General features: G+C 60.4%; 20 protein-coding genes and 1 pseudogene. 8 read left to right on the top strand and 13 right to left on the bottom strand.

Features of this window, described 5'->3' with window-relative positions; all coding sequences use genetic code 11:
* Positions 1-14: 14 nt before the first annotated feature.
* Positions 15-398 (top strand): annotated as a pseudogene (locus PL599_RS22835) (response regulator); the annotation flags it as partial.
* 56 nt (positions 399-454) lie between these two features.
* On the opposite strand, the gene PL599_RS06795 reads toward PL599_RS22835, so the two are convergent.
* The 13 genes from PL599_RS06795 to PL599_RS06735 form a co-directional block, all read right to left on the bottom strand.
* The gene (locus PL599_RS06795; RefSeq protein WP_269823353.1) at positions 455-2,302 is read right to left on the bottom strand and encodes a methyl-accepting chemotaxis protein; all 1,848 of its coding nucleotides are present in this window, start codon (positions 2,300-2,302) and stop codon (positions 455-457) included.
* 149 nt (positions 2,303-2,451) lie between these two features.
* Positions 2,452-3,153 (bottom strand): transcriptional regulator VisR, encoded by a 702-nt coding sequence (gene visR, locus PL599_RS06790; RefSeq protein WP_162520484.1) that lies wholly within the window; start codon positions 3,151-3,153, stop codon positions 2,452-2,454.
* 53 nt (positions 3,154-3,206) lie between these two features.
* Positions 3,207-3,938, bottom strand: a complete 732-nt coding sequence (visN, locus tag PL599_RS06785; protein WP_162520460.1) for a transcriptional regulator VisN — start codon at positions 3,936-3,938, stop codon at positions 3,207-3,209.
* Positions 3,939-4,306: 368 nt separating this feature from the next.
* Entirely contained in the window at positions 4,307-5,986 is a 1,680-nt protein-coding gene (fliF, locus tag PL599_RS06780; protein ID WP_165691365.1) for a flagellar basal-body MS-ring/collar protein FliF, read from the bottom strand.
* A gap of 128 nt (positions 5,987-6,114) precedes the next feature.
* Positions 6,115-6,498, bottom strand: coding sequence for a chemotaxis protein CheT (cheT, locus tag PL599_RS06775; RefSeq protein WP_077985408.1), 384 nt, complete (start codon positions 6,496-6,498; stop codon positions 6,115-6,117).
* 14 nt (positions 6,499-6,512) lie between these two features.
* Positions 6,513-7,058, bottom strand: coding sequence for a chemoreceptor glutamine deamidase CheD (gene cheD, locus PL599_RS06770; RefSeq protein WP_077985407.1), 546 nt, complete (start codon positions 7,056-7,058; stop codon positions 6,513-6,515).
* Entirely contained in the window at positions 7,055-7,444 is a 390-nt protein-coding gene (cheY2, locus tag PL599_RS06765) for a chemotaxis response regulator CheY2 (RefSeq protein ID WP_003503467.1), read from the bottom strand. Before cheY2 ends, cheD begins: the two co-directional genes overlap by 4 nt.
* Positions 7,444-8,499 carry a protein-glutamate O-methylesterase CheB gene (cheB, locus tag PL599_RS06760; protein WP_269823354.1) on the bottom strand — a complete coding sequence of 352 codons (1,056 nt, stop codon included), beginning with the start codon at positions 8,497-8,499 and terminating at the stop codon, positions 7,444-7,446. The genes cheY2 and cheB overlap by 1 nt, the downstream gene beginning before the upstream one ends.
* On the bottom strand, positions 8,496-9,404 hold the full coding sequence (gene cheR / locus PL599_RS06755) for a protein-glutamate O-methyltransferase CheR (protein WP_137409749.1): 909 nt from the start codon (positions 9,402-9,404) through the stop codon (positions 8,496-8,498). Before cheR ends, cheB begins: the two co-directional genes overlap by 4 nt.
* A 13-nt stretch (positions 9,405-9,417) precedes the next feature.
* Positions 9,418-11,685: a chemotaxis protein CheA gene (locus PL599_RS06750; RefSeq protein ID WP_269823355.1), complete on the bottom strand. Its 2,268-nt coding sequence runs from the start codon at positions 11,683-11,685 to the stop codon at positions 9,418-9,420.
* A 16-nt stretch (positions 11,686-11,701) separates the two neighbouring features.
* On the bottom strand, positions 11,702-12,067 hold the full coding sequence (gene cheY1 / locus PL599_RS06745) for a chemotaxis response regulator CheY1 (RefSeq protein WP_003493773.1): 366 nt from the start codon (positions 12,065-12,067) through the stop codon (positions 11,702-11,704).
* Positions 12,064-12,363, bottom strand: coding sequence for an STAS domain-containing protein (locus PL599_RS06740; RefSeq protein WP_077985403.1), 300 nt, complete (start codon positions 12,361-12,363; stop codon positions 12,064-12,066). Before PL599_RS06740 ends, cheY1 begins: the two co-directional genes overlap by 4 nt.
* Positions 12,363-13,958, bottom strand: a complete 1,596-nt coding sequence (locus PL599_RS06735; protein WP_244614243.1) for a globin-coupled sensor protein — start codon at positions 13,956-13,958, stop codon at positions 12,363-12,365. Before PL599_RS06735 ends, PL599_RS06740 begins: the two co-directional genes overlap by 1 nt.
* Positions 13,959-14,474: 516 nt before the next feature.
* Between PL599_RS06735 and PL599_RS06730 the strand changes: the two genes are divergently transcribed.
* The 7 genes from PL599_RS06730 to mnhG all read left to right on the top strand — a co-directional run bounded on the left by PL599_RS06730 (position 14,475) and on the right by mnhG (position 20,959).
* On the top strand, positions 14,475-14,852 hold the full coding sequence (locus tag PL599_RS06730) for a hypothetical protein (RefSeq protein WP_269823356.1): 378 nt from the start codon (positions 14,475-14,477) through the stop codon (positions 14,850-14,852).
* A 106-nt stretch (positions 14,853-14,958) separates the two neighbouring features.
* Entirely contained in the window at positions 14,959-17,877 is a 2,919-nt protein-coding gene (locus PL599_RS06725) for a monovalent cation/H+ antiporter subunit A (protein ID WP_077985400.1), read from the top strand.
* Positions 17,877-18,212, top strand: a complete 336-nt coding sequence (locus tag PL599_RS06720) for a Na+/H+ antiporter subunit C (protein ID WP_020810384.1) — start codon at positions 17,877-17,879, stop codon at positions 18,210-18,212. The genes PL599_RS06725 and PL599_RS06720 overlap by 1 nt, the downstream gene beginning before the upstream one ends.
* Positions 18,209-19,855, top strand: coding sequence for a monovalent cation/H+ antiporter subunit D (locus PL599_RS06715; RefSeq protein ID WP_269823357.1), 1,647 nt, complete (start codon positions 18,209-18,211; stop codon positions 19,853-19,855). Before PL599_RS06720 ends, PL599_RS06715 begins: the two co-directional genes overlap by 4 nt.
* Complete coding sequence (locus tag PL599_RS06710) at positions 19,852-20,340, top strand: Na+/H+ antiporter subunit E (RefSeq protein ID WP_162520457.1); 489 nt, start codon at positions 19,852-19,854, stop codon at positions 20,338-20,340. Before PL599_RS06715 ends, PL599_RS06710 begins: the two co-directional genes overlap by 4 nt.
* Positions 20,337-20,618: a K+/H+ antiporter subunit F gene (locus tag PL599_RS06705; protein ID WP_077985397.1), complete on the top strand. Its 282-nt coding sequence runs from the start codon at positions 20,337-20,339 to the stop codon at positions 20,616-20,618. Before PL599_RS06710 ends, PL599_RS06705 begins: the two co-directional genes overlap by 4 nt.
* Positions 20,615-20,959, top strand: a complete 345-nt coding sequence (mnhG, locus tag PL599_RS06700; protein ID WP_137409748.1) for a monovalent cation/H(+) antiporter subunit G — start codon at positions 20,615-20,617, stop codon at positions 20,957-20,959. Before PL599_RS06705 ends, mnhG begins: the two co-directional genes overlap by 4 nt.
* Position 20,960: the final 1 nt, after the last annotated feature.

Here is a 20,960-nt window from a genome sequence, read left to right as displayed (position 1 = left end):
GCGACCGCCTTCAGGGCGTCCGCGTCCTTTGCATCGACAACGAGCCGAAAATCCTCGAGGGCATGACTCTGCTCTTGACGGGATGGGGTTGCGAGGTTTTACCCGCTGGTTCCGTGGCGACGCTGGAGGAACCCTTCCTCGCTTTGGCCGCAGCACCCGACGTCATCGTTGCCGATTACCATCTGGACGATGGCGACGGCATCAGCGCTATCCGTCTCATCCGGACATTTTACGGCAAGCCGATCCCCGCCCTGCTTGTGACGGCGGACCGCAGCCCGGAAGTGCGCAGCGATGCCGAGAAATACGGGATTTCGGTTCAGCACAAACCGGTCAAGCCGGCGGCGCTCCGAGCCTATATCAACCAGATTTCCAGCACGGCGCGGGCGGCGGCCGAATAAAAACTCCCGGACCTTGCGATCCGGGAGCGGTATTGGCCTTCAAAAAAACAGAGGTATCAGGCCGCCTGATTGTAGCGATCCTTGCCGGCCACTGCCCCCTGCTCCATTTGGAACCGCTGCACCAGATCGAGCAGCGCTTCCACCTCACCGGACAGTACCCGGCTGGCCGCACTCGACTGTTCGGCAAGCGCCGCATTCTGCTGCGTCATCTGGTCCATCTGGTTGACGGAGCTGTTGACGTTGTGAAGCGCGGAAGACTGGTCCTGCGTTGCCGTTGCGATGGTTTCGACATGCTGGCTGACGGTCACGATCTGCTGGCTGATGGCGGAAAGAACCGTCCCCGCCTCCTGCACCAGCTTCGAACCGGAGCTGACCTCATGCGTCGACTGGTTGATGAGCTGCTTGATCTCGCGGGCCGCGTCGGCGGAGCGCTGGGCAAGCTCGCGCACTTCCTGGGCTACAACAGCAAAACCCTTGCCCGCCTCGCCCGCACGCGCGGCCTCGATGCCGGCATTGAGCGCGAGAAGATTGGTCTGGAAGGCGATGTCGTCGATAACCTCGATGATCTGCTCGATCTTGCGCGAGGCGTCTTCGATGCGGCCCATGGCGTCCACGGCGTTGCTGACGACCGAACCGGAACTGTCGGCGCTCCGCTTGGTGACGAGGACGGCCTCATTCGCCTCCCGCGCCCGCTCGGCCGATGATCTGACGGTAACCGTGATTTCATCTACGGCGGCGGCGGTCTCTTCCAGCGAAGCGGCCTGATTTTCGGTACGCTTCGACAGATCGACCGACGACTGCTCGATTTCAAAGCCGCTATGCTGGATGATAAGCGTGCGCTCGCGGATCTGCCCCAGCGCATCGCGCAGGTTCACGAGGGATTCGTTGAAGTCCGTGCGCAGGCGGTCAAGGCGGCCCGCAAAAGGCGTCTCGATCGTGCGGCTCAGATCGCCACGCGAAAGCCTGCCGAGACCGGAAGCAATCTCGCTGACGGCAAATTCGATCTGGCTATCCATTTCCTGCTTCTCGGCATCGTTGCGAGAACGTTCGGACTCGGCTGCGGAGCGTTCCTCGGCGCTCTTGCCCTCAATCGCCAGTTTCTCGATCGCGTTCTCGCGAAAAATTACCAGCGCGCGGGCGATATTACCGAACTCATTGGTGTTGGCGGCGTAGGGAATCTGTGTGTCGAGATTACCGTCCGAAAGCGATTTCACCGCATCGGTCAACTTGCCAAGCGGCTGAAGTGTGCGCTTGATGACGAAATAGGCGAGCAATCCGACGCCAAGCATGGCGAGCGCGCCACAGATCAGCATCAGGTCACGCAGGCTGTATATCTGCGCATTGTAAACTTCCATGGGAACACCCACGAACAGGATGCCAACGGTTGCGCCTGTCTTGTTCAAAACGGGCATGTAACCCGTCATGTAGTTGGTGCCGAAAAGTGTGGCGGGACCGAAATAGGATTCGCCTTTCGAGACTTTCGCGAAAGCAGGGTGATCGGCGGCGAGTTTCGTGCCGGTTGCCCGTTCGCCCTTTTCATTTTTCAGATTGGTGGTTAGACGGACGTAATCCCCGGCCCTGGTTTCAAAGACGGTGGCGATGCCTCCGTTTGCTGCGGCCGTGCGATCGACGAGATCGTTGTCGCGCAATGTCCCGATACTGGCGCGGCCGACACTCTTCAACTCCGCTTCGACCAGTTCAAGAGCGACGCCGCCGACTTTCATCTCGTAGAGGATAGCCATGCTGCGCATCGCGCCGCGCGTGTCGCGCAAGGCGGTGGTGATAATGTTGTCCTTCAAGCGAATGTAGGTCGAAAACCCAACTGCCGCCACACTGAGCGCGATCATGCCGATCGTCAGTGCGACGACCTTTCCAGCAACGGACTTAAAGAGGCGGTTATGCATGAAACAGTTCCCCAAAGCCAAACCTGCGACAGTTTTAGCTGGCAACTGTTAAAAAACGCGAAATACAGGAAACCGCCGGTCCCCGGCCCATATACGGCAATGGAGCGGCCCGAAACGACTGGTTTACGGCACGGGAAACCCGTTCACCATCAGTGGATATAACCGAGCCGGATGGCTTTGGCGATCGCCTGGATGCGGTTGACGCTATCGAGCTTGATCGTCGCCGAGCCGAGATAGGCGTTGACGGTGTGCACGGAAAGCCCGAGCTTGACCGCGATCTCTTCGCTGATACGGCCGTCCCCCGCCAGTTGCAGGCAGGCGATTTCCCTCTCGCTCAGCGCCTCGGAAGGCGCCGCCTTGCGCTCGTCCAGCGCCAGCATGTCCACCATGATTTCACAGCATTTGATGTGCTGTTCGATGACGACCTCATTGTCGAGAACGAGGTTGGTGCCGCAGAAAACGATGTAACCATTGCCAATGGTGCCGAGTCGAACCGGAAGCGCAAGCCCCGCATAGGGCAATATGTCGTTCTCGATGCGGCGCAGCAGTGCAGGCACATCGGGAAGGTCGGCAAAACCGCCGGCGTTCTTGTTGCGCCAGATGACCGGCAGGAGCGATGTCTCGATATGATCGAGAAGAATGTCGCCGACGGCGCGGATGAACTGCGCGCTCTGCTCTGCGGCATTCATGCCCCAGTTTTCCAGCTCGCAGGTCATCTTCTTCTTGTTGGGGAAACCGGAAGCGGCAGCCTTCGTGACCACGAAGTTGCGCGCGCCAACCAGCTTCTGCATGGCGACAAGCTTCGGAAAAAGATCCGACCGGCTCGTCACGACAGGGCTGCGGTAAAACATGCCCATTTGACCTGTACCCTCAGTGTCTTTCGTCTGTACCATCCGTCCGACCATTATACGAGGTTGTTGCGCACGGCGTAGGCAATTGCCTCCGAGCGGGTTTTCGTCGCGGTTTTCCGCATCACGCTTGTAATGTAATTATTGATCGTATTGCGCGAAATGCCAAGGATCATCGCAATTTCATCGCTCGTCTTGCCTTCCGCGATCCAGAACAGGCATTCGAGCTCGCGCTCCGTGAGATCGATATCGCGAACGGTCTTTGCTTCGCTGGCAATGCCGAAACTGACGCAATAGCCCGTCAACAGGGCGATTTCCCTAAGACGCTCCGGTGACGGAACCGCTTCTTCCGGAAACAACAGCAGAAGGGAAAGGCGGATGCGGCCCACGCAGAAGGACAGTGCCGAATATTGCCTGTCTATGCCATAGGGAACCAGAACGTCGTCGGGCAGGAGAAGCAATCGTGGCTGAAGCAGCGAAAGGCATTTCTCCATTTCGCTAGACCGGTTCTGGCTGTTGGTGAGTTCAATACCCAGCCTGCGGACCAGATCGAAAGGCCAGTCGGACGTGACGATGAATTTCAGTCCGGTTTCTTCGAGAAGATCATCGCGCGCCAGCAGATAGTGCGAGGCGCCAGCGTAGGTTACGAGCAGATCCAGTGCGCCTGCAACGTTACCGGCAGCAGCCGTGGCTGCGACGTTTTTAGCAAGCTGATCGCGCGGCAAGGGCTTACCCATGCCCTCCATAGGCTTGGCAGACAGCCTGCGGATATCAACATCGACTTTCAATCGCCTACGCCCTCTTGCTCCCAGTGGGAGATTATACCTCGGGATGGAATCATTCCATTCGAGAACTTACCAAAATGGGACGGCAAGCCCCCGGAGACCGAATCACTTCATTTTATGGAACGGACTGGGATTTGCCATTAGCTGACAACAGCCTTTCCACGTATTTCCCTGCTCGTCTATTACTAAAAAAACATACTGAAAAGCTGTTCAATCCATAAACGGCATTCTCAGCCAATTCCCAGCAAACTGTATCGTTGCTGAATTTTTTGTAAACACTGCCCCGAAACGAGATTGCCACGGCTCGCCCGCCAAGCATAGCAAAAAGCCCAAAAACGGAAAAAGGCCGGGTAAAACCGGCCTTTTCGATATTATGCTGCTTTTTCCACCGCCCATTTGCGCAGGATCTTGGCGGCTCTTTCCTCGCTGATTTCCACCATGCGGGAGAGCCTGCGTTCCGGCCCTTCGCGCACCCGGCGGTTGAATGTGCCCTCGCCATCGTTTCCTGCCAGAAGGTCGTCGGTGCTGTCGAAGCCGAAATCCGCCCCGAAACCTTCCATGAGACCGCCTGCGCCCGCATCCATGCCGGGAGAGAAATCCGGTAGTTCGAGACCGGCGGCCTCCTGGCTGAGCTGACCGGCGGCGGCGTTGCCGGTCACCGTGCGGACCAGGGGGCGCACACCGAGCCAGACGACAAGGAAGGCGACGGCGACAAAGGCGAGCGAGTTGATGATACCTGCGGAATTGCGGCTCAGCACTTCCATGACGCCGGGTCCGGTTGCGGCCTCGTCCAGCAATTGCGTTTCGAGGAAGTCCATTGCCGTCAGGGTGACCATGTCGCCACGATCGGAAGAAATGCCGGCTGCCGAGGTGACGATCTTCTGCATTTCGGCAAGATAGGCGTCGATCTTCGCCTGATCGGCTGGCTCGCCGACCATCTTGGCGATCCGGCCCTTGTTGACGACGACTGCGACCGAAATCTTTTCGACGGTGTAGCCGTTCTTGACCGTGGCTACCGTCTTGGAATTGATCTCGTAATTGGTCTGTTCTTCCTTCTTGGCCGATTGGTCGGAGGACTGCGGGCCGCCGCCGCCGCCCTGGGGTGCAGCCTGCGGTACGTTCTGTTCCACGGTCGCGGCCGTGTCCGGCTGCGTTTCCTGGGACTTCTGGTCTTCCTTTACCGTGCGCACGGAGCGCTCGACGCGCGATTCCGGATCGTAGACGGTTTCCTGGATCTGGCGGCTGTCGGTATTGAGCTGGGCCGTGACGCTGGAGCGGAAATTGTCCATGCCGAGGAAAGGCGCCAGCGCCTTGTCGATATTGGTTTCGATTTCCTGCTGCACATTCTGCGCTAGCGTCAGCGAACGGTTCATGGCGGCATTGGTGACATCGTCGCCGGAAGCCAGAAGCTGACCTGTCGAATCAAGCAGGGTCACATCATCGACTTCAAGGCCGGGAACCGCCGAGGCGACAAGGTGACGGATGGATGCGGACGCCTTGCGGCCGGCCGAGGCACTGGCGCGAATCATCACCGATGCGGTGGGCTTCTGTTCGCCTCGGCGGAAATTGCCGACGTCAGGCATGACGATATGGACGCGTGCAGCCGCGATGCCGTCGATCTGCTGGATGGAGCGGCCGATCTCGCCCTCAAGGGCGCGAACGCGTGTCACTTCCTGCATGAAGGAGGTCAGACCGAGGGAGCCGACATTGTCGAAAAGCTCGTAACCGGCATTGGCGCTGTCAGGCAGGCCGCGTTCTGCCAGAAGCAGCCGCGCCTTGGACGTGAGCCCGACGGGGACCTGAAGACTGGAGCCATCGGTTCCCACCTGAAAGTCGAGACCCGACTCGGCGAGCGCAATGCTAATCTTGTTGAGGTCGCTCTTTTCAAGCCCCACATAGAGGGTCTCGTAAGCGGGACGGTTCACATAAAGAGCCGCCGCGAGGATAATGGCCATGGATACAACGCCCACGCCGCCCAACATCAGCAGCCGCGTCTGCCCCAGCGCCGCGACATTCTTCAAGACCTGAGGGATTTGATTTAACAGATTCATTCTGTTCCGCACCGTCATTCATAGAGTCCGAGACCTTTTGGCCCCGTAATGACAATAGGGTGCGAAGCTTGCGCGAGCGTTGCCTTTCTCCGCATTCCGCGCGGGAAGGCAGGAAACGCAGATCTGCTCTAGAACAAGTCGAAGTCGCCCGAGGCCTTGTCCAGGGGCTGCGAGTGGCCGTGGCGGTAGGCAGCGCCAAGGGCTTTTTGCATCTCGGCCAGCTTCACCAGGCTGAGCGCGGTGCTGACATCCACGATCCATTCACTGGATATGGAGCCTGTGATGGTATCGATGAATTCGGCAAGGCCACGGGTCTTCTGCACGGCCAGGTCGATACCCTGCAGAAGCTTTACGCCGTCGGCGGACAATTGACCGCTGGTCACATCAAGCAATTGCGGTTCGATGCGCTCGATGAGATAGGCGACATCGTGCAGTTCCGATACCACCCGCATCAGCACATCCGGCAGGGCTTCTTCGAACGGAGTTGCGGCGGTGGGTTCTGCAAGCTGCATTGGAAACTCCGTGACTAAAAAAATTCGATGTCGTTGGCGACTGGCTTGGGGGCCGGCGCCGGACGCGTTTCCAGAGCAACCGTCTTCTGGGTTTCCGCGCCGCTGAGCGGATGTTGACGGGCGCGACCGGAGACCGGCCAGAATTCGATCTTGCGACCATGATCGCCCCCCGTGGAGGAGCTTATGACCGGAATGCCTTCGTCCTTCAGAAACTGCATGGCGAAGATGGCGTTCTGCTCACCGACATTGGAGAAGCTGGCAATCGTCTTGGCGCCGCCGAAAACCTTGGCTTCCAGCCGGTCGCGCCGCGCACCCTTCTTCAGCAGCCCGTTGATGAGAAGCTCCATGAGATGCACGCCATAACGCGTCGCATCTCCGCCGGTCACGCTCCCCGTTCCCGGCAGCAGGAAGTGGTTCATGCCTCCCACGCCGGCAACGGGATCTCTCAGACAGGCGGCCACGCACGAGCCGAGTATCGTCGTCATCACCACATCGGGATCGCTGACGACCTTGTACTCGCCCTGAATGATATGTACGCGCTTGGCCGCAGCTTCAATCATTTCAGCGATCCGAAAACCGCCTCGATCGCGGCGCGCATCTTGTCGATCGTGAAGGGCTTGGCCAGCACGTTGTTGGCGCCGAGCTGGGCCGCCTTCTGCACCAGCGCGCGGTCGCCCTGCGCGGTGAGGATGATGAAGGCGGCTTTCTTGGTGGTCGGGTTGGCCCTGACGGCGTGCAGGAAACCGAGACCGTCCATCTTCGGCATGTTGAAATCGGAAATGACGAGATGATGGGGCTGCTGCTCCATGATCTTCATTCCCTGCTCGCCGTCACCGGCGGCGGTGATCTGCTTGAAGCCGAGCTGTGTCAGCGCATCGCTGAGGAGCAGCCGGCTGGTCACCTGATCGTCAACGATCAGAACTTTGATCTTTTCTGCGAGAGACATTAGTCAGCACCTTCTTTGCGGGCAGTGGTTAGTTTCAGGATTTCTTCGCCGATGGAGGCCAGCGGGAGTTGCTGTTCCACGGCGCCAAGTTCATAGGCCACGCGGGGCATGCCGTAGACGACACATGTTTTTTCGTTCTGGCCGACCGTGCGTGCGCCGGCATGACGCATCTTCAACAGTCCGGCAGCGCCATCGCGGCCCATGCCTGTGAGAATGACGCCGACGGCGTTGCGACCGGCAAGCTCAGCCACCGAATCGAACAACACGTCGACTGAAGGACGGTGGCCGTTGACGGGATCGCGCTCAACAAGCCGGCAGCAGGGTGCGGACCGGTTGGCGATCTGCAAATGGCGCTCGCCGCCTGGCGCAAGATAGATCTTGCCGGTCTGCAGACGCGCACCGTCCGTTGCCTCTTCCACCACGGGCGCGCAGATGCGGTTCAGCCGTTCGGCGAAACTCTTGGTGAAGGTCGGCGGCATGTGCTGGGTGATGACGGTCGGCGGGCAATTGGCCGGGAACTTCTGCAGCACGGCGATCAACGCTTCGACACCGCCCGTGGAGGAACCGATGGCCACGACCTTGCGCCCTGCGCGATATTCACTGACCGGGGTTGGCTGCGGCGCTGCGGCGGCGTCCGGGCGCGTCGCGCGGTAGGCGGCGTGTTGCGAGCGGGCGGCGGCCTTCACCTTGTCGGCCAGATCGCCGAAAGGGCGTGCATCGCCCGGCGCCGGCTTGCCGACACAGTCGAAGGCGCCGATTTCAAGCGCGGCGAGCGACGCATCCGCGCCGCGATGGGTCAGCGACGAGACCATGATGACCGGCATGGGCCGCAGGCGCATGATCTTTTCGAGAAATTCCAGCCCGTTCATTTCGGGCATCTCGATATCGAGCGTCACGACATCGGGATTGAGCTGCTTGATGGCGGCGCGCGCTTCCATGGCGTTGCCGGCCTGCCCAACCACCTCAACCTCCGGATCGGCCTTGAGGACAGCCGAAATCAGGCCGCGCATGGTGGGGGAATCATCGACGACGAGTACCCGTGCGAGTGCGCTCATGCCTTCCTCCCCGAAGCGTTGCCAGTGAAGCGGTAGGTGGTGATGCCGGTATTGTCGAACAGGTTCTTGGCGTCACCGGAGACGCGTTCGGAATGCCCGATATAAAGATGACCGCCTTCCGGAAGCAGCCCGGCGAAACGCGACCATATGCGCATCTGCGTCGGCTCGTCGAAATAGATTACGACGTTGCGGCAGAAGATCACGTCGAAATTGCCCTTGAAGGGCCATTGCGTCATCAGGTTCAATTCGTTGAAGGTGATGAGGCGCTTGACCTTGTCATCGATGCGGAACTTGCGGCGACCGCCGGCATCGACCTCCGTGAACCATTGCTTGCGCATGGCGGGAGACACGGTTTCGAGCGCATTGTCGTCATAGACCCCTGCCCGGGCCTGCGCCAAAATCTTCGGGTCGATATCCGTTGCGAGGATCTTGAAATCGTAATCCGCCGCATTCGGAAACATGGCGAGCACGGTAAGCGCGATGGAATAGGGCTCCTGCCCGTCCGAGCAGGCCGCCGACCAGATGCGGACACGTCCGCCGCTCTTCGCCCGCGCGATGAGACCCGGCAGGACCTCGTCACGCAGATGTTCGAAATGATGGTTCTCGCGGAAGAAGCGGGTGAAATTGGTCGTGAGATGCGACAGCATTTCGCGCCGCGCCTGCGCGCCATCCGGCGAGGACACCAGTGCGCAATATTCGCGGAAACCCGACAGGCCGAGATTGCGGATATGCTTCGACAGGCGGGAATAGACCAGCGACGCCTTGGTGTCGTTGAGATAAATGCCTGCATCGGCATAGATCATCGCCGCGATTTCCGACAAGTCGCGTCTCGTCAGCGGGTATTCGCCGCTGGCAAGAACCTCGTCGGGAGACTGGCGCTGATCGCTGAAATTAAGTGCTGCCATGAACGATCCGCTTTCAACCTGTCGCCGCAAGCGACATTTCCTGCTTCAGGGGCTGTCCGCGCGAGGCGCTGACGATGGCATCGACATCCAGGATGAGCGCAACGCGTCCGTCACCGAGAATGGTGGCGGCGGCAATGCCCGGAACATGGGTATAGTTGGCTTCCAACGACTTGATGACAACCTGACGCTGACCCTGGATCGCGTCGACCATCAGGGCGCGCTGGCCGCCGCCTTCCGATTCAACCAGAAGGGCGACGCCCTCGACCGGATCGGCCTGGGTCGGGCGGAAGTTCAGAACGCGGCCGACATCGACCAGCGGGCAGAAGGAGTTGCGGATGGAGATCAGCCGCTGGTTGGAACCGAAGGAGTGAATGTTTTTCGCTTCCGGCTGCAGCGTTTCCACGATTGCCGTCAGCGGCACCACCAGCGTCTGGCCGGCGACGGTCACCACCATGCCGTCGAGAACCGCGAGCGTCAGCGGCAGGCTCATGGTGAAGGTCGAGCCTAAGCCGGGGCGCGATGAGATGTTAATGCGGCCGCCAAGCGCCTGAATGGAACGCTTGACGACATCCATGCCCACGCCGCGGCCGGAAATATCGGAAATCTTGTCCGCCGTGGAGAAGCCCGGCGCGAAGATCAGATTGTCGATCTCCTCATCGGTCAGGTTCGCATCGGCAGCAATGAGGTCGTTGTCGATCGCTTTCTGGCGAACGCGTTCGCGATTGATGCCGGCGCCATCATCCTGAAGTTCGATGAGAATACGGCCAGAACGGTGCTTGGCCGAAAGCTTGATGGTGCCTTCCGGGTTCTTGCCCGCTGCTTCGCGTTTTTCCGGCGTTTCGATGCCGTGGTCAACGGCGTTGCGGATCATATGCGTCAGGGGTTCGGCCAGCTTGTCGATGACCGTCTTGTCGACTTCGGTGTTCTCACCTTCGGTGACGAGGCGGATCTGCTTGCCGATCATGTCGGCGACTTCGCGGACGATACGCGACATGCGCTGGAACACGGGCTTCACCGGTTGCGCGCGGATCGCCATGACGCTGTCCTGGATTTCGCGCGTCAGCTGCTGCAGCTCGTCGAGGCCCATATTGACGGCGGAGGTGCCGCTCGCATCGTTTTCGATGACGCTCTGCGACAGCATCGCCTGATTGATGACGAGCTCGCCGACGAGGTTGATCAGGCGGTCGACACGGTCGAGGTCGACGCGGATGGTCTGGCCGGCGCTGGCATTGGCCGCAGCATTGGCGTTCGCCTGGGCTGCGGCAGGCGCTGCCGCCGCTTCGCGCTTTTCGATGGCGGCATTGACGCTCTGGGCGATCTGCGTCGTCGCGACAGCCGTTTCAACGGCTGCGGCAACATAAGGCGCTTCCGCCTTGGCGATTTCAACAACGGGCTGCTCTTCCGGTCCGCTATCGAGGGCCGAAAGATCGAACGGCACCGGGATCATCGGAAGCTCTTCCGCATCGTCTGCGACGTCCGAAACAACCGGCACGATTTCCAGATCGCAATCCCATTCGGCGAATTCGAAGACGCTGCGGATGCCCTCTTCGCCCTTGTCGGTCGTGATCGAAACCGTCCAGGAGAGATAGGATGTTTCAGGATCGAGCTTGTCGAGAGAAGGCAGTTCCGACAGGTCGCAATTGATGCTCATCTCGCCGATGCGCGAAAGATCGCGCAGGAGAAGTGCTGCCTCGTTGCCCTTCGAATAAAGCGCTGCATGCGGCTTGAAGGTGATCTGGAAGGACGGCGCCTCCATCAGCGGCGTGGTTTCGTCGGCAAAGTCGGTGAAGGAAAACGGGATCGGCTCGAAGCCGCTCTCATCCGTCGGCTTGGGTGCGACGGGTTGCGGCGCCTTGACGGCAGCCGGCGCTGCCACAGGTGCGGAAACCTGCACGGTCTCGCCGTTCGCCAGCGCTTCCAGTTCCTTGACGAGGCCGCGTGTGCGGGTTTCATCGACGCTGCCGCCGTCTCTTGCCGCATTGGTCAGGTCCGCCAGCACGTCGGCGGAGCGCAGCATGACTTTCAGAACATCCTGTGTCGGTTCCAGCTTGTTGGAGCGAACACAGTCGAGGGTCGTTTCGAAAACGTGGGCGAAGGCCACGAGATCATCGAGACCGAAGGCACCCGCCCCGCCCTTGATGGAATGAACGGCACGGAAAACAGCGTTGACGGTTTCCGGATCGCGGTCGCCGTCATTCAATTTAAGAAGCCCCGATTCCAGTTCGGCGAGTTGCTCCTCGCATTCCTGGAAAAAGATTTCCTTGATTTCGTTCATATCCATCGTGAAATGTCCCGTATCAGGCGGTTACGCGTTCAATGGCATCGATGAGTTTCGCGGGATCGAACGGCTTGACGATCCAGCCCGTCGCACCGGCCTGACGGGCGCGGTTCTTCTTCTCAGCGTCGCTTTCGGTCGTCAGGACGAGGATCGGGATCGCACGATACTTTTCGTTGCGACGCACACCCTCGATGAAGCCGAAACCATCCAGACGGGGCATGTTGATGTCCGTCACGATAACATCGGGGTTGCTCTGCTCGAGCACTTCGAGACCCTCAATGCCGTCTTCGGCCTGAATGGTTTCGAAACCGGCATTGTTGAGCGTGACCAGGAGCATGTTCCTGATCGTCCGGGAATCATCCACGGTAAGAACTTTTTTCTTCACTTTTGCATCTCCTTGGGGAGCAAATGGTCAATATCGACGCCTATCAGTTTCATCGTCTTGTCGAATGCATCGGACACCCTGGCAAAACCGAAGGGCTTGCCGTCCTCTTCCCAGGACTTCGCGCCGGCCATGAGGACCTGGACGCAAAGCGCACCGATACGCTCCACCTCGGACGCGTCTACCGACAAAGGTGCTCCCCTCAGCGTCATCAGCTTGCCGTGCAGGGCCGATGCTTCGTTGAGATCCAGCACCGGTGACAGTTTCAGCGTCGCCTCAGCTGCTTTTCTGGCTGCCATTACATGACTCCCTGACGTCTGAATTGTTGGTAATCCTGGCCGTAATCCGGGCGGTTATCCGCACGGGCCATGAATGAAGCGTCCTGCCGGTCCGCGCCGGACGCCGCTCTCGCCTGCCCCTGACGGGCGATGCGGAATTCGCGGACGGTGCGGCCGAGTTCGAGAATGACGGTTTGAAGCGCGTCGGCCTCGGAGGCGCTCGCGCTGATATCGACGGCGTTCCGGCCTGCCTGCCTTTGCTGCTCGCCGATATCGGCGGCAACCGATTGCAGTTCGCCGGCCTGCTCGGCCGTATGCCGGGAGACTTCCGCGATCATGTCGTTAATGCCCGAGACCTGCCGGACGACGCCGCCGATTGCGTCCTGCGTGCGGTTGACCATTCGCACGCCGTCCTCGACTTGCGTCTTCGTGGTGCCGACGAGACTCTTGATCTCCCTTGCAGCGTCGGCGGAACGCTGGGCGAGCGCCCGGACCTCCTGCGCGACGACCGCGAAACCACGTCCGCTTTCACCCGCCCGCGCCGCCTCGATGCCGGCATTGAGGGCGAGAAGGTTGGTCTGAAAAGCAATCTCGTCAATCGTACCGATGATCCTGCCGATCTGTTCGGCGGATTGTTCGATGTCCGACATGGCGTCAATGGCCTCGCCGATCGCCCGGCCGCTTTCGACCGCCGCCTCACGGGCGCGGGAAACGGCCGTTTCCGTGGCCGATATGCGCGCGCCGTTTTCAGCGACGTTTTCGATCATCGTCTGAATGGCGCGGGAGGTTTCAACAAGGGCTTCGGCCTGTTGGCGGGAACGCTCGGCAATCGAGCGGCCCATATCGGCAAACCGCGCGCCCAGCGCCTCAGCCTCGCCGATGCTGCTCTGTGCCTCGATCAGCGATGCGCCAATCGTTTCCAGAGCCGCATTGAAGGACGCCGCAACATCGCGATAGGCTTCCGGCACATCGCGGCCGATACGGGCCTGCAAATCGCCCGCGGCAAAGGCCGTCAGCGCCGTGCCCAGCAACCTCGCCGCTTCCGAGCGGTCATTGTCGCGCTGTTGCGCCAGTTCGCGGCCGTGGCGCAGGCGCAATTCGTTAAAGCGCAGCGAGACGGCGATTTCGGTATCGACCATGACCAGACGGACGACATTCTTGACCGCTTCCGCCAGTTCGCGGCTCTTTTTGCGGTTTCCGGGCAGGATGGAGCGCGGTGCGTGTTCGGCCACCAGCCCGCCGACGAGATGTTCCAGAACCACCGCATGGCTGGCGATCTGCCAGCGCGGATCGAGCCCCATGCGGCTGGCATTGTCGGAAAGAACCTTCACGCGCTCTGCATAGAGCGCATCGAAACGCGCATCGGTCAGAACGCTCCAGTGCGAGGATTGCAGATCGTGCAAGCGCTCGAGCTGGTTTTCACTTTCGAAAGACGGGGAACAGTCCGGCATGGACTGGAAACGGGTCATCACGTCCCGCAACCCGGCCTTGACGTAAGGCTCCAGCATGCTGCGATAGCTGCGCAGGAAATCGGACTGCGTCTCGTCGAGGCCGGCAAAACGCAACCGTCCCGCCAGGCTTCCGCCTGCCGATCTGCGCGCTTGATCTGATGGCAAGTCCTGCCCCAACCGACATCCCCAACAACATGACGGCCGGCGAAACCCGGCCAATTTTGCCAAGGTTCAGAATGCCAGCACCCTAAGGGGATTTTTGAACGAACATACCCATCGCGGACGATGCGGCATCGACGCTTGCCAGACCTTCTTGAACCAAGAAACGAAAATACCGGATCGGCACCGGTACGGCAGTGCGGCGTCATGCCTGGAAGGGGAGAGAACCCCATTCCGCCGTCGAAATACCATCAATCTTTATGGTTAATTCCTTGCTTGAAAGTTAAGAAACAAAGGCGACGGCGTCAAACGGTAAAATTTGTAAAAGCTTTTAGCCAATGGCGCCCTCACTTTGCCGCAAACGCACAAAAACAAAAATGAATCGAACACGGTCGGCGCTTTTTCCCGCACGCGCGCTGGACAAGCATGTCAGGCTTCCCCTAAAACAAATCAACACGATATTCGCTCAACGGTGACGCTTAAAGAGACCTTTACGATCAAGGAGATGCCAACTTGCCATGGATGGAGAAAGGCCGCAGTTCAAGGCGCCATCCGCAAGTGCTGATCGGTATCGTGGTCGCGAGCCTGCTCGTCATGATCGGCTTTCAAGCCCAGGCTGGCGTCAAGACCCTTTCCAAAACCAGCCGCCTTGAGCGATTGCAGAGCGTCGATCCGGGCCGTTCGGTTTCTCTTCGCGAAAAAGCTTGCGATAGCGGCAACGATTTCGGCTGCAGGACCCGCGACACCGGTTCGGACTTTCGTTATAGCGAATTCGCTTCATTCGCCCCGAACCTCAGGGATGACGCCGAAGTCTCGCTCGCTGCTGTTGCCATCGTGCCACAAACTTCCCGAGACTTTGCCAGTGTGGTTCCACGCGCGCCTCCGCATATTATGTACTAGTCATTCCGGCGGTCAGCATCATCAGGTTCATCGCGAACCTTGAGGGATCGGAGGCGTCGGAAACCCGCCGTAGGCTCCCATTCCAGAGAGAAAACCGCCGCCGCATATGACACTTGCAACCATTCTTCCATTCATTGTCGCATTGCCCTTCGTCGGCGCGCTCCTGACGGCTTTCATGCCGCGTGAGGGTGCGGCCGCCGGTCCCGCCGCCGTCGCGGGCGCAGTCGCCCTTTTCGGCCTTGTCAGCAGCATCTTTCTTTATACAAGCGTCAGCGGTGGCGCGGTCCTTAAATATGATGTGGAATGGCTGCCCCAGCTCGGCCTGAACTTTACCCTGCGGCTGGACGGATTTGCCTGGATTTTCACGATGCTGATTACCGGCATCGGCCTGCTGGTGGTGCTCTACGCCCGCTATTACATGTCGGCCGAAGACCCGATCCCGCGCTTCTTTGCCTTCCTGCTCGCCTTCATGGGTTCGATGATTGGCGTGGTGCTCTCCGGCAACGTCATCCTGCTGTCGATCTTCTGGGAAATGACCAGCATCTTTTCGTTCCTGCTGATCGGATACTGGCATCAGAACGCCGGCGCACGCGACGGCGCGCGCATGGCGCTGACCGTGACCGGGATCGGCGGCTTCAGCCTGCTGGCCGGTTTGCTGATCCTCGGGCACATGGCGGGAAGCTATGACCTCGACAAGATCATCGAGGCAGGGGCCACCATCCGCGCCCATTCTCTCTATCTACCGGCGCTCATCCTTATCCTCGGCGGTGCGCTGACCAAGAGCGCACAGTTTCCGTTCCATTTCTGGCTGCCCAACGCCATGGCGGCGCCCACACCCGTTTCCGCCTATCTGCATTCGGCCACCATGGTGAAGGCCGGAGTTTTCCTGCTGGCGCGGTTCTGGCCGGTGCTGGCGGGCACGCCGGAATGGTTCTGGCTGGTGGGTGCGGCCGGCATCATAACCCTGCTGCTCGGCGCCTATTTTGCCATGTTCCAGCAGGATCTGAAGGGGCTGCTGGCCTATTCCACCATCAGCCATCTCGGCCTCATCACCACGCTGCTCAGCCTCGGCAGCCCGCTTGCGGCGGTTGCGGCCATCTTCCACATGGTCAACCACGCCACCTTCAAGGCCTCGCTCTTCATGGCGGCCGGCATCATCGACCATGAAACCGGCACCCGCGACATGCGGCGCTTAAGCGGGCTTTACACCTATATGCCGGCGACCGCGACGCTCGCCATGGCGGCGAGCGCGGCCATGGCTGGCGTGCCGCTGTTCAACGGCTTCCTTTCCAAGGAAATGTTCTTTGCCGAAGCCGTCGAAACCCATGCCGACTCGCTCCTGGATCGGGCGCTGCCCTATGTCGCGACGCTGTCGGGCGCATTCGCCGTCGCCTATTCGCTGCGCTTCATCCACACGGTCTTCTTCGGCCCCAAGCCCGTCGATCTGCCGAACCCGCATCCGCACGAGCCGCCGCGCTGGATGCGCTTCCCCATTGAATTCCTCGTCTTTGCCTGCCTGATCGTCGGCATCGTTCCGAGCCTCTCCATCGGCCCGTTCCTGCATTCGGCCGTGCTTTCCGTTCTCGGCGCGCAAACGCCGGTCTACAGCCTGTCGATCTGGCACGGTTTCAACCTGCCGCTGATCATGAGTATCGCGGCGCTGATCGGCGGGGTTACGATCTATGCCCTGCTCGGCGGTTATTTCTCGCGCTGCGACGACGGCCCGCCGGTCTTCCGGCATTTGCGGGGACAGCGCATCTTCGAGCGCATTCTCGTCACCGTATCCTGGAAATGGGCGAGGTGGCTGGAAAGCACGCTCGGCACGCGGCGTCTGCAGCCGCAGCTGAGGCTTCTCATCCTCGTGGCGCTTCTTGCCGGTTTCTCGCCGCTCTTCCTTTCGGAATTCTCCCTCTCGCTGCCACGCGTCACGACCTTCGATCCGATCTTCGCCATTCTCTGGCTGATCGGCATGATCGCGGCCATGGGTGCGGCCTGGCAGGCGAAATATCATCGCCTCGCCGCGCTTGTCATGCTGGGCGTCTCGGGACTTGTCACTTGCCTCACCTTCGTGTGGCTTTCCGCGCCGGATCTCGCCATCACCCAGCTTCTGGTGGAAATCGTCACCACGGTTCTCATCCTGCTCGGTCTCAGATGGCTGCCGAAACGCTTCGAGAAAGTCGACAGCAGCAACGAGTTCCCTGCGCAGCTTCGCCGCGCCCGTGACTTCCTGCTGGCGGCCGCAAGCGGCATCGGCATGTCCGTCATCGCCTATGCCGTGATGACGTTGCCCGTGCCGAACGCGATTGCGACCTATTTCCTCGAACGCGCCTATACCGAAGGCGGCGGCACCAATGTCGTCAATGTCATTCTGGTCGATTTCCGCGGCTTCGATACCTTCGGTGAAATTGCGGTTCTGGCCATCGTCGCGCTCACCGTCTTTGCGCTGCTTCGCCGTTTCCGCCCCGCCCATGAAAGTGTCGGAGTGCCGGAACAGCAGCAGATGCAGAACGCCTTCGATGCCGAACGGCCGGACCGCAGCAAGGGCGATACGGTCCGCGACTATCTCTATGTGCCGTCCATCGTGATGCAGTGGATGTTCCCGGTCATCATCACCTTCTCGATCTTCCTTTTCATGCGCGGGCACGACCTGCCGGGCGGCGGCTTTGCGGCCGGCATCACCATGGCCATCGGCTTCCTGCTGCAATATCTCGCCGGCGGCGCACGCTGGGCGGAGGACCGCATCCGCATCCTGCCGCTGCGCTGGATGGGTTTCGGCCTTTTGATGGCGGCGGCGACGGGTATCGGCTCATGGTATTTCGGCTACCCGTTCCTGACCTCCTATTTCCAGTACACGGAGATACCCTATATCGGCAAAATGCCGACCGCTTCCGCCCTGCTGTTCGATCTCGGCGTGTTCTCGCTGGTCGTCGGCTCCGTTGTTCTTATCCTGATAGCACTGGCACACCAATCGTTGCGCAACTACCGCGTTCGCACGCCTGAAGCCGCAAGAGCGGAGGACGTGTAATGGAACTCATTCTCGCCATCGGCATCGGCATCATGACCGGCTCCGGCGTTTGGCTGGTGCTGCGCCCGCGCACCTATCAGGTCATCGTCGGGCTTTCGCTGCTGTCTTACGCTGTCAATCTCTTCATCTTCGGCGTCGGCGGCATCAAGACCAACGCGCCGCCGGTGCTGGTCAACGGTGTCGACAGCTCCACGCTGGCCGACCCCGTGCCGCAGGCTCTGGTGCTGACGGCCATCGTCATCGGTTTCGCCACCACCGCATTGTTCCTCGTCGTGCTGCTTGCCGCCCGCGGCCTCACAGGCACCGACCATGTGGACGGGAGGGAGACGAAATGATGTCTTTCCCCTTCCACATCGTCATAGCGCCTATCCTGCTGCCGCTGATTACCGCGGCCCTTCTGCTGTTCTTCGACGAGCGCCAGCGCGTGGCGAAGGCCGCCATCAGCCTCACCTCTACCGTGCTGTTGCTGGTGGTCGCCATATTGCTGTTCCGCGAGGTGAACTCGACGGTCAATACAGAGATCGCCGCCGTGGTTTCGAGCGGCGTCTATCTGCTCGGCAACTGGCCGGCGCCCTTCGGCATCGTGCTCGTCGCCGACCGTCTTTCAGGCCTGATGGTGCTGCTGACGGCGCTGCTTGCCATTCCCTCCTTGGTCTATTCGATGGCGAAGTGGCACAGGTCGGGCGCGCATTTCCATTCGCTGTTCCAGATGATGCTGATGGGTGTCAACGGCGCGTTCCTGACCGGGGACCTGTTCAATCTCTTCGTGTTCTTCGAAGTGATGCTGGCGGCTTCCTATGGCCTGCTGCTGCATGGTTCCGGCCAGCAGCGCGTGAAGGCAGGGCTGCATTACATCGCCATCAACCTTGTCGCCGCGCTGTTCTTCCTGATCGGCGTCAGCCTCATCTATGGCGTGACAGGCACACTGAACATGGGCGACCTCGCCCATCGTATCGAGGGCCTCAACCCCGATCAGCGTATGCTCTTGGAAACCGGCTCTGCCGTCCTCGGCATCGCCTTTCTGGTCAAGGCCGGCATGTGGCCGTTGAATTTCTGGCTGCCCTCCGCCTATGGTGCGGCGTCGGCCCCGGTGGGCGGGCTCTTCGCCATCATGAGCAAGGTCGGGATTTATGTCATCGCCCGCCTGTCCTTTCTGCTCTTCGGGCAGACGGCGGGAGAATCTGCCGGCTTCGGCCATGATGCCCTGCTTGTCGGCGGCATCGCCACCATCATTTTCGGGGCTATCGGCGTTCTGGCGTCGCAGGCGCTGGGGAGGCTTGCCGGTTTTTCGGTTCTCGTCTCGTCAGGAACGCTTCTCGCCGCCATGGGCACCGGCAATCCGACGGTTGCGGCCGGCGCGCTTTATTACATGGTCAGCTCCACCCTCACCATCAGTGCCTTCTTCATGCTGATCGAACTCGTGGAGCGCGGACAGGATGCGGGCGCAAACGTTCTTGCCGTGACCATGGAGGCCTATGGCGAGGGCGAGGAAGAAGAGGAGGAAGAAGAAGTCGGGGTGACCATGCCCGCCACCATAGCGGTGCTCGGCGCCTGTTTTGCGGCCTGCGGCATTCTTCTCGCCGGCCTGCCGCCGCTTTCGGGCTTCATCGCCAAATTCTCGATGCTGACCGCCATTCTCAACCCTTCCGGGCTTGGCGCCAATGACAGCGTTTCCACGCTCTCCTGGTGGCTGGTTTTCCTGATCGTCTTTGCCGGTTTCGCTTCGCTGATCTCGATGACCCGTGCCGGCATCCGCACCTTCTGGGCTTCCATTGAAGGCACCGTGCCGCGCGTGCTCGTCATCGAAATCGCGCCCATCATGCTGCTGCTCGGGCTGACACTTGCCATGACCGTGCAGGCGGGTCCGGTGATGCGCTACATGCAGGAGACGGCGCGTATTCTCGACCTGCCGGCGAGTTATATTCAGGGCGTGATTTCCGCACCGCGAGCGGGTACCAATCCGGAGGCCGAACCATGATGAGCCGTCTCCTGCCCTACCCGCTGCTGACGATCTCGCTGATCTTCTTCTGGCTGACGATCAACAGCTTTTCGCCGGGGCATTTGCTGCTTGGCACCGGTGTCGCGCTCATCGCCTCCTGGGCGATGGCGTCGCTCAGGCCCGCCAAGCCGCGCATCCGCAACTGGCACAAGCTCGCGATGCTGATCCTGATCGTGCTTTACGATATCATCAGGTCCAATATCTCGGTCGTGAAGATCATCCTGTTCAAGCGCGAAAGGGACCGCAAATCCGGCTTCCTGGCGGTGCCGCTCGATATTCGCGACCCGATGGCGCTGGCCGTTCTGGCGACGATCCTCACCTCGACGCCCGGAAGCGCATGGCTCGAATATAATTCCAGCCAAGGCACGCTTCTGCTTCACGTTCTCGACGATGTGGATGAGGCGGCCTGGATAAGCCTTATCAAGAACCGATATGAAAAACTGCTGATGGAGATATTCGAATGAGTTCGATTATTCTTTTCTGGTCCTTTTCGCTGGCGCAGCTGATGCTCGCCATCGCCATGGCGATCTCCGTCTATCGTATCGCCATCGGCCCGCGCGCGCAGGACCGCGTGCTGGGCATGGATACGCTCTATGTCAACGCCATGCTGCTTCTCCTGACATTCGGCCTGCGCACCGGCAATGACATCTACTTCGAGGCATCGCTGCTGATCGCCATCCTCGGCTTCGTCTCAACCGTCGCCCTTTCCAAATTCCTGATGCGCGGCGAGGTGATCGAATGAGCGAGGCACACGAATTCCCGCTCTGGGCGGCCATTGCCGTGGCCTTCTTCGTGCTGCTCGGCGCCTCGCTGACGCTGATCGGCACCATCGGCTTTGCCAGACTGAACAGCTTCTATGAGCGTCTGCATGCGCCCACGCTCGGCACCAGCTGGGGCACCGGCGGCATTGTCATGGCCTCGATCATCTATTTCTCCGTCTCCGGCGACCGCTTCGCCTTCCACGAAATCTTCATCGGCATTTTTATGACGGTGACGACCCCGGTTTCCCTGATGCTGCTGGGGCGCGCTGCGCTTTATCGCGACCGGGCAGAACAGAATTCGGATAATCGGGAGCATCTTTAGG

The sequence above is a fragment of the Agrobacterium sp. ST15.16.055 genome (assembly GCF_027956555.1).
GTDB classification, from domain to species: domain Bacteria; phylum Pseudomonadota; class Alphaproteobacteria; order Rhizobiales; family Rhizobiaceae; genus Agrobacterium; species Agrobacterium salinitolerans.
Note: the sequence above shows the minus strand (reverse complement) of the source record. Positions and strands in the feature narration are given on the sequence as shown.

Excerpts from the sequence above, each read along its gene's own strand:
- PL599_RS06710 (WP_162520457.1), top strand. The coding sequence starts at position 19,852 with ATGATGAGCCGTCTCCTGCCCTACCCGCTGCTGACGATCTCGCTGATC.
- PL599_RS06705 (WP_077985397.1), top strand. The coding sequence starts at position 20,337 with ATGAGTTCGATTATTCTTTTCTGGTCCTTTTCGCTGGCGCAGCTGATG.
- PL599_RS06750 (WP_269823355.1), bottom strand. The coding sequence starts at position 11,685 with ATGGATATGAACGAAATCAAGGAAATCTTTTTCCAGGAATGCGAGGAG.
- PL599_RS06725 (WP_077985400.1), top strand. The coding sequence starts at position 14,959 with ATGACACTTGCAACCATTCTTCCATTCATTGTCGCATTGCCCTTCGTC.
- cheY2 (WP_003503467.1), bottom strand. The coding sequence starts at position 7,444 with ATGTCTCTCGCAGAAAAGATCAAAGTTCTGATCGTTGACGATCAGGTG.
- cheT (WP_077985408.1), bottom strand. The coding sequence starts at position 6,498 with ATGCAGCTTGCAGAACCCACCGCCGCAACTCCGTTCGAAGAAGCCCTG.
- mnhG (WP_137409748.1), top strand. The coding sequence starts at position 20,615 with ATGAGCGAGGCACACGAATTCCCGCTCTGGGCGGCCATTGCCGTGGCC.
- visR (WP_162520484.1), bottom strand. The coding sequence starts at position 3,153 with ATGTTTTACCGCAGCCCTGTCGTGACGAGCCGGTCGGATCTTTTTCCG.
- PL599_RS06720 (WP_020810384.1), top strand. The coding sequence starts at position 17,877 with ATGGAACTCATTCTCGCCATCGGCATCGGCATCATGACCGGCTCCGGC.
- fliF (WP_165691365.1), bottom strand. The coding sequence starts at position 5,986 with ATGAATCTGTTAAATCAAATCCCTCAGGTCTTGAAGAATGTCGCGGCG.
- cheB (WP_269823354.1), bottom strand. The coding sequence starts at position 8,499 with ATGAGCGCACTCGCACGGGTACTCGTCGTCGATGATTCCCCCACCATG.
- PL599_RS06715 (WP_269823357.1), top strand. The coding sequence starts at position 18,209 with ATGATGTCTTTCCCCTTCCACATCGTCATAGCGCCTATCCTGCTGCCG.
- PL599_RS06740 (WP_077985403.1), bottom strand. The coding sequence starts at position 12,363 with ATGGCAGCCAGAAAAGCAGCTGAGGCGACGCTGAAACTGTCACCGGTG.
- PL599_RS06795 (WP_269823353.1), bottom strand. The coding sequence starts at position 2,302 with ATGCATAACCGCCTCTTTAAGTCCGTTGCTGGAAAGGTCGTCGCACTG.
- cheD (WP_077985407.1), bottom strand. The coding sequence starts at position 7,058 with ATGATTGAAGCTGCGGCCAAGCGCGTACATATCATTCAGGGCGAGTAC.
- PL599_RS06730 (WP_269823356.1), top strand. The coding sequence starts at position 14,475 with ATGGAGAAAGGCCGCAGTTCAAGGCGCCATCCGCAAGTGCTGATCGGT.
- cheR (WP_137409749.1), bottom strand. The coding sequence starts at position 9,404 with ATGGCAGCACTTAATTTCAGCGATCAGCGCCAGTCTCCCGACGAGGTT.